Below are 5,931 nucleotides of genomic sequence, written 5' to 3'. Positions count from 1 at the left end.
TCACTCCCTCTCGCCTTGACCGCTAATCTTATCAATAGGTTTTTTTACCTTTTTTTATCTAACTAGATATATTTTCACCTACCAAACATGCTAGACGCTAGCATAAGAAATACTAAAATATTACAGACCATACCGCCCCAAAACAAGTACAGTTTCAAACCCTCATATCTGAAAAAGCTGTTTTTGCTTTCCTCCAGCTCCCGGATCTTCTGCTTCATCACGCTCGTAAGTGTATCAGACTGCTTCTCAAGAAGCTTTGTAGCCCTCTGTATAGCCTCTATATTCGCCTGTAATGCCTTTCTAACCTCTTGGACGGTATTTTCCTTAACCTCATCTTTCAAACTCCCAACCTCGCCCGATATAGCGTCTTGAAGCAATTCGTTGCTGTTCTTCAGTAGCTCTACGCTCTGCTTCAGCTCGCTGATGAGCTTCCTGTTCTGCTCTGCGTCTCTCTGCCTGTTCCGCTCTGCCCTTACTTGTTCTTGATTTGACTGCTTCATCAATTCCTCGCAGTTCTCGCTCGACATCGCCAACGCTTCTTTGAGCAGACTGTTTTCCAGCTCTGTCCGGCTCTGTCGGTTTAACTCTTGAAGCTGCTCTCTTGGACTGCTCTGCTTCTGCTGTTCGTGCATTTCTCTCAAACTCATGCTCCATACTCTCCTTTCCGAAATCCATATTGTAGTATTTTTCCAGCTTGTTATCCCTGATTTTACAAGCCTTTTCTCCTGCCTGTTCCCTGGCTAAGTCGGTATATGTGATGTACTTGTGGCTGTCCTGCCAGTCCACTCCGTACCCTCTTTCATTCATCAGCCGGATAAAGGTTTCCCGGCTGGTCGCTGTTTCCTTACAATCCAGCACCGCAAGGGCAATATCCTGCACATAACTTCTGACCTTTCCCTGCTCTGCCTGTTTCAAAAGCTGGTAGGTGTCTTTGCTCCATGCCACCGTTTCTTCCCGGACTTCTCCAGCAAAGGTCTTTCCTTTCTCCGGCACATGCAAGCCCTGTTCCCGGCTCTGCTCGTTGCACCGTTCCTTTAGGTCTTTAAGGTCGTACTTACTCCATTGGAGCTTATGACCGTCCTCATAATTTACGGAATTGACAATAAAGTGCGTGTGTATATGCCCCTTGTCTATATGAGTGGCTATCAGAACTTCATGCCCTTTCCATGCCTTTGTATGCTCTGCCAGCTCGACAGCGTTCTTGTGAGCCTGCTCCGGGGTTATTTCCTCGTCCTCATGGTAGGATTGTACATAATGCTTATAGGTTCTTCCGTCCGTCTTGCCCCACAGTTCCTTTGTGGCTTGCATTTCTTCCTTGACTGTCTCCGGCTCACAATGCAGACCGCTGACAAGCTTCTCCTCTGTCTTTTCTTTTTTCGTCACATAATCTATGGCATGCCCTATGCCCGCCTTTGAAGATACCGCCTTAATGACTGCCATACTTTGTTCAGCTCCTCTCCATGCTTCCGCACTTCCGCTTCACTCGGCAACATTCCCCCCTCATTACACCGCTTTGCTATTTGATTGAGGTTGTTCCCTATCCGTTTCAGTTCCGGGATAAGTTCCTTGATACCGTCCGTATTCACGATCTGCTTCTCCAGCACGCAGGAAAGGATATACTCCTGTTGGTTCTTTCCACTCTCTGAAATCTTCTGCTGCAACTGCTGGTATTCTTCTTCACTTACCCGGAATGATAATTGTTTAGGTCTTGTCTTATTCATGGCTGCTTTCCCTCCAGTTCCCGGACAATGTTCTCCTTTCCCCGGATAACCTGCACCCCAGTAAGGACTTTCGGGGTATCTGTAGCAATCCCTACCATTTTCCCGATACACAACCTCAGACAGTACACACTTTCCATTAAATCGGCATGGTCGGAAAAGGACGTTTCATAGTCCACGCTTCCGTCCGCATAGCTCTTTCTGATGATGGCATGGTATCTTCCAATCTGGAACTTTCCAACTTTCATAGTCCTTTCCTCCCTATTTCTTTTTCGTGCAGTTCATCTGCGTATTCAAAACCGTATTCCTGTGCGGCTATCTGCTCCAGCCTTGCCATAGTCTTTCTTGCTTCCCACTGTTCATCTTCGTTCCGGGCGGTCTGGAAGTCCAACACCGCTAGACGATACTGATTTTCGATATATTTCTTATCCATGCTGACCTCACTTTCTCGGTGGTAGCACCACCGCATAATGAGCCTGTCGGCTCGCTTAAAAGGGGGATTGAAGGGGGGCTTGCCACCCTCACAAGTTCTAAAGTGGTAACACTTTAGGGAACTTGCAATATATCCGCTACACATATTATAGCATGATAGACACCCTATATCAAGCGGATATATTCGTGCGTATATTCTGCCAAGAATATAGTGGAGCTTACTTCCTCTTGGGCGACTTTGGAAGTGTAGGAGGGAGACAGTCAAGGGCTTGTTTTTTATCTGCAGTATGAGCTTCGGCTTGCCGATCAGCGAATGCAGCAGATAAAAAATGGTCGCAGACCACCCTTTACTTTCTTCCGCCGGAACGGACAATGAAGCACAGGGGGAAGTAACGGAACGGACTGACAGCCATTTTCCCCTCCGACATGATAGCCAACAAAAAAAGAGTATCAAGGGGAAACTCTGCGGTCTTTCGACCTCCCTTGACACTCTTTTCCTTATGGCTCTGACAATAAACAAGGGGAAATGGCTTCTTGTGGCATTTCTGCCAATATAAATACATTTTTGTCTTTTTCCTCTCTGTCTATGCCAATATAGACGCCCACTACATCTGCGTAGAAAATTTTATTTATTACCTTTGTTCATAATCATAAAATCCAAAAAATATCCTTGCAAACATTAACTCTAAAAATTATCTATACTGATTCATAATATCAAATAATGATTCATCGATCCTTTCTGCTTGATTATATCCAAGCGAATTGTAATTTGTATGAATACCAACACACCTATAATTTCCATCATTTTTATATACCGGCGATCCGCTTTGACCACCTGTTGTATCAATATAGTAACTTAATTTGAATGTACCGCTTGCTGCAATGCTTCCAGACATTGACCACATTTGAGCATTTTTTTCTACAGGATATCCCCTTACAACAATACCCGTTCCAACTAAACTTGATGTTGTCCATGAAGCACCAAAGTATCCCGTTGAACTACCTATATCAGAACTAAATTCTAATAATCCCCAATCATAATTAGAATTTTCAGATTCTATATATTTTGTATCAGTATGTAACACTGAGGCATAATGTACCCCATAAGGTGATGTTCCACCATTACTTCCCGGATAAATTCTAACCCATTCTGCCCAACCGCCTAAACTTGCATCATAAACACAATGTCCTGCTGTCATTGCAACACGTTCTCCATACATCCATGCTGTTCCGACATATAAACCATCGTCATCAGGAAACTTCATTTCCATATAACAAATTGCAGAATTAGGATATGCAGTAGTATCTGTTATCCTATATCTGTTGTCTGGACCTATAACTTCCCTTGTCGTAGGATCAACTTTCATTCCTTCCGGAATAAATGGCTCCATAACATCACTACTATTTTTGTTAAGATTGGCAGGAATCTCGTTTACTGTAATTTCACCGGTTGTTAAATTTTTGCTTATGTCTTGACGTGGTCCTAATTCTGCTTCTTCTGGTTCACTCGCTAACACCGTAATTGAAGATAAGATACTAAGCATTACTGCTAAAACTAAAATGCCTATTTTATTCACAATCTTATTTTTCTTCATATTCACTCCTTTCCGTTTGCAAGGATATTATATTTTTTTAATTTCTTTTACATTCTTTATTCGTGCAGGACTTGTTTCTAAAATTTCGCCTTTATAATACACTCTTATGTTATCTCCCAGCGATATATCTTGATAATCATATTCTTTTGGCAAAGTACAGACTATTTTTTCTTGTATATCCGTTTCTATGGTAAAAAATCGCTCGTTTTTTTTAACAATGACACCTTCAATAAATGGAGCTTTTTTTTGATTTATCACGCACAAAACAATACTACATAGCAATACTACAAAAGTTATGCTGACAATAACTTTTCTTTTCATTACACCATCCCACTTTGCACTAAGATTTATAGCAATTATATCATAATTTTCACAAATAAGACAAGCTGTTCTTATTATTTCCTTGATACATTAAATTAGAGAATTAAATTGTAATACACTATCAGTATATGATATAATATTCAACGTTGTCGCACCCAATCTGGCAACAGAAAGGGGGTGTACTCGTGGAAATTATTATATCCTTTTTGGTTTCCGTTATGGCAGGCGTAACCAGCTACTACATCTGCAAATGGTTAGACGGAAACGACAGTGACAACTAACCTAAAGAAAGCCCCGGAGCGTCACCTCCGGGGCTTTCACTTTGTGTACTCGTGGTACCATATCCTTTTTAGCTATCGCCATTATAGCATATTCAGATAGCCATTTCAAGTATTCCCTACTTCCACCACTTGTAAACGGTGGGCTTGCTCAATCCTGTTTCCCGTATGCAGTCCGCTTTCTTTCCTGCCGGGTGGCTCTCCTGCCATTCTCTGACCGTTTGCTCTGCAGTTGGTCTACCCTCATTTACTACTTCGCCTATGACTTTCATATCCTCTTTTTTTCGCCTAGCAAGATATAAATGGGCTTCTTGTTTTCTGTAATTCCGCTTATTTGCTGGTATCGTAACCTTTGTGTTATCCTCTATCCATTCCCGGCTTGCTATCGTTGAAAGCCTTTTTCTATCCCCTTTTAATGCTCGGAGAGCGTCCTTCACATCTGCCCTGCTGAAATGGTTGTCCTCGTCCTCGGTTAGACTCTCTAAATGCTCTAAAAACGCATAGGCATCTCGTCTTATCCTATACTCCGACACACCACACTTCAAGCCATAAGAGCATAATGCCATAATGGAAAAGTAACGTCCTCCGGATTTTACTTCCTCTGTTATTTTCCGTTTCCACCACTCATATAAAGCTTCGTTACACACCCACGTACCGCCCTGCTTCTTACTTTTCTGCTTCGGCTCTCCCTGCACGATCCGCTTCTCATACCATTCCGGGTACAGCTCCTTTGCTTCTTCCAGCGTAACGGTACTTTTTCTTCTCGGCTTCTCGTACAACGGAGCAAGGTCTACCTTACAGCTCGGTATGCTGGCTTTTATGTCCTCCAGCGTGTAACGGTTCTCTGACAGCTTATAGGCTTTTACTGGGAAATCTACACCCAGCTTCGACTGACTCCCCACACACCGGAAACCTTGATAAATTCCGGTTATATCCGGGCTGTCCGGACGGATAGAGCTGGTATCATTCCATAGCCGCCGAATAAAGGCTTCTTTCAGCTCCGCAAGCACTTCTTCCCGGTTTCGATACAACTGAACCGGCTCCTGCAAGAAATAGTAAAGATGTACCCCCTTGCCGGAGCTGACAAGATAAGTCGGACGAAGCTGCACACCATTCCCAAACTGCTTCAACAGGTTCTTTAACTGCTGTTTGCCTACATAATCCACGTCCACCACCACCGCAAACAGCTCATGAGCGTTCTCTTTCGTGTGTGACTTTCCGTAAAAACTAATAGGCGGTATCAGCCCAAACCTATCTCCTATGACCTTATCCAGCATTTTCAGACTATCATCAATTACCCATTGCCGGGTTCTTCCTTTGCCGGACGGTCTAATCTGTGTCGCTATAATATTGCCTTTTCCGTCCTCCGGCTCTTGCTGGAGACTGCCAGCCGGAAACAACTCCCGATAGAAATCATGAGGACTTACTTCCGGGTATCCCCTCTCCAACATAAGGGCTTCTTTCTCCCGATAAGCAGACTTCCACTCATACCTTCTTTTATCTCTCCTTTTGGTATATTTTGCCATAGTCTTTTACCCCTCACTCCCTCTCGCCTTGACCGCTAATCTTATCAATAGGTTTTTTTAC

9 protein-coding genes are annotated in these 5,931 nt (G+C 43.3%); all 9 read right to left on the bottom strand.

All coding sequences use genetic code 11. From position 1 onward, the window contains the following. Positions 1 to 74: 74 nt before the first annotated feature. A complete protein-coding gene (locus G4417_RS16180; RefSeq protein ID WP_238672993.1) occupies positions 75 to 341 on the bottom strand; it encodes a hypothetical protein in 267 nt (88 codons plus the stop codon). Continuing rightward, positions 331 to 1,440 carry a relaxase/mobilization nuclease domain-containing protein gene (locus G4417_RS16175; RefSeq protein WP_173684197.1) on the bottom strand — a complete coding sequence of 370 codons (1,110 nt, stop codon included), beginning with the start codon at positions 1,438 to 1,440 and terminating at the stop codon, positions 331 to 333. The genes G4417_RS16180 and G4417_RS16175 overlap by 11 nt, the downstream gene beginning before the upstream one ends. After that, entirely contained in the window at positions 1,401 to 1,721 is a 321-nt protein-coding gene (locus tag G4417_RS16170) for a MobC family plasmid mobilization relaxosome protein (RefSeq protein WP_117598673.1), read from the bottom strand. Before G4417_RS16170 ends, G4417_RS16175 begins: the two co-directional genes overlap by 40 nt. Continuing rightward, positions 1,718 to 1,966: a hypothetical protein gene (locus G4417_RS16165; protein WP_117598674.1), complete on the bottom strand. Its 249-nt coding sequence runs from the start codon at positions 1,964 to 1,966 to the stop codon at positions 1,718 to 1,720. The genes G4417_RS16170 and G4417_RS16165 overlap by 4 nt, the downstream gene beginning before the upstream one ends. Continuing rightward, a complete protein-coding gene (locus tag G4417_RS16160) occupies positions 1,963 to 2,151 on the bottom strand; it encodes a hypothetical protein (protein WP_147331599.1) in 189 nt (62 codons plus the stop codon). The genes G4417_RS16165 and G4417_RS16160 overlap by 4 nt, the downstream gene beginning before the upstream one ends. Before the next feature lie 346 nt (positions 2,152 to 2,497). Next, positions 2,498 to 2,713, bottom strand: a complete 216-nt coding sequence (locus tag G4417_RS16155; RefSeq protein ID WP_173684196.1) for a hypothetical protein — start codon at positions 2,711 to 2,713, stop codon at positions 2,498 to 2,500. Between the two features lie 129 nt (positions 2,714 to 2,842). Further along, positions 2,843 to 3,745 (bottom strand): trypsin-like serine peptidase, encoded by a 903-nt coding sequence (locus tag G4417_RS16150; protein ID WP_154247619.1) that lies wholly within the window; start codon positions 3,743 to 3,745, stop codon positions 2,843 to 2,845. A 27-nt stretch (positions 3,746 to 3,772) separates the two neighbouring features. Then, positions 3,773 to 4,066 carry a hypothetical protein gene (locus tag G4417_RS16145; RefSeq protein WP_173684195.1) on the bottom strand — a complete coding sequence of 98 codons (294 nt, stop codon included), beginning with the start codon at positions 4,064 to 4,066 and terminating at the stop codon, positions 3,773 to 3,775. Between the two features lie 397 nt (positions 4,067 to 4,463). Further along, on the bottom strand, positions 4,464 to 5,870 hold the full coding sequence (locus G4417_RS16140) for a repa (RefSeq protein ID WP_173684194.1): 1,407 nt from the start codon (positions 5,868 to 5,870) through the stop codon (positions 4,464 to 4,466). Positions 5,871 to 5,931: the final 61 nt, after the last annotated feature.

The sequence above is a fragment of the Blautia wexlerae genome, from assembly GCF_013300825.1.
Lineage (GTDB): Bacteria > Bacillota > Clostridia > Lachnospirales > Lachnospiraceae > Blautia_A > Blautia_A wexlerae_B.
The sequence above is the reverse complement of the archived record's forward strand: the minus strand, read 5'-3'. Positions and strand labels throughout refer to the sequence as shown.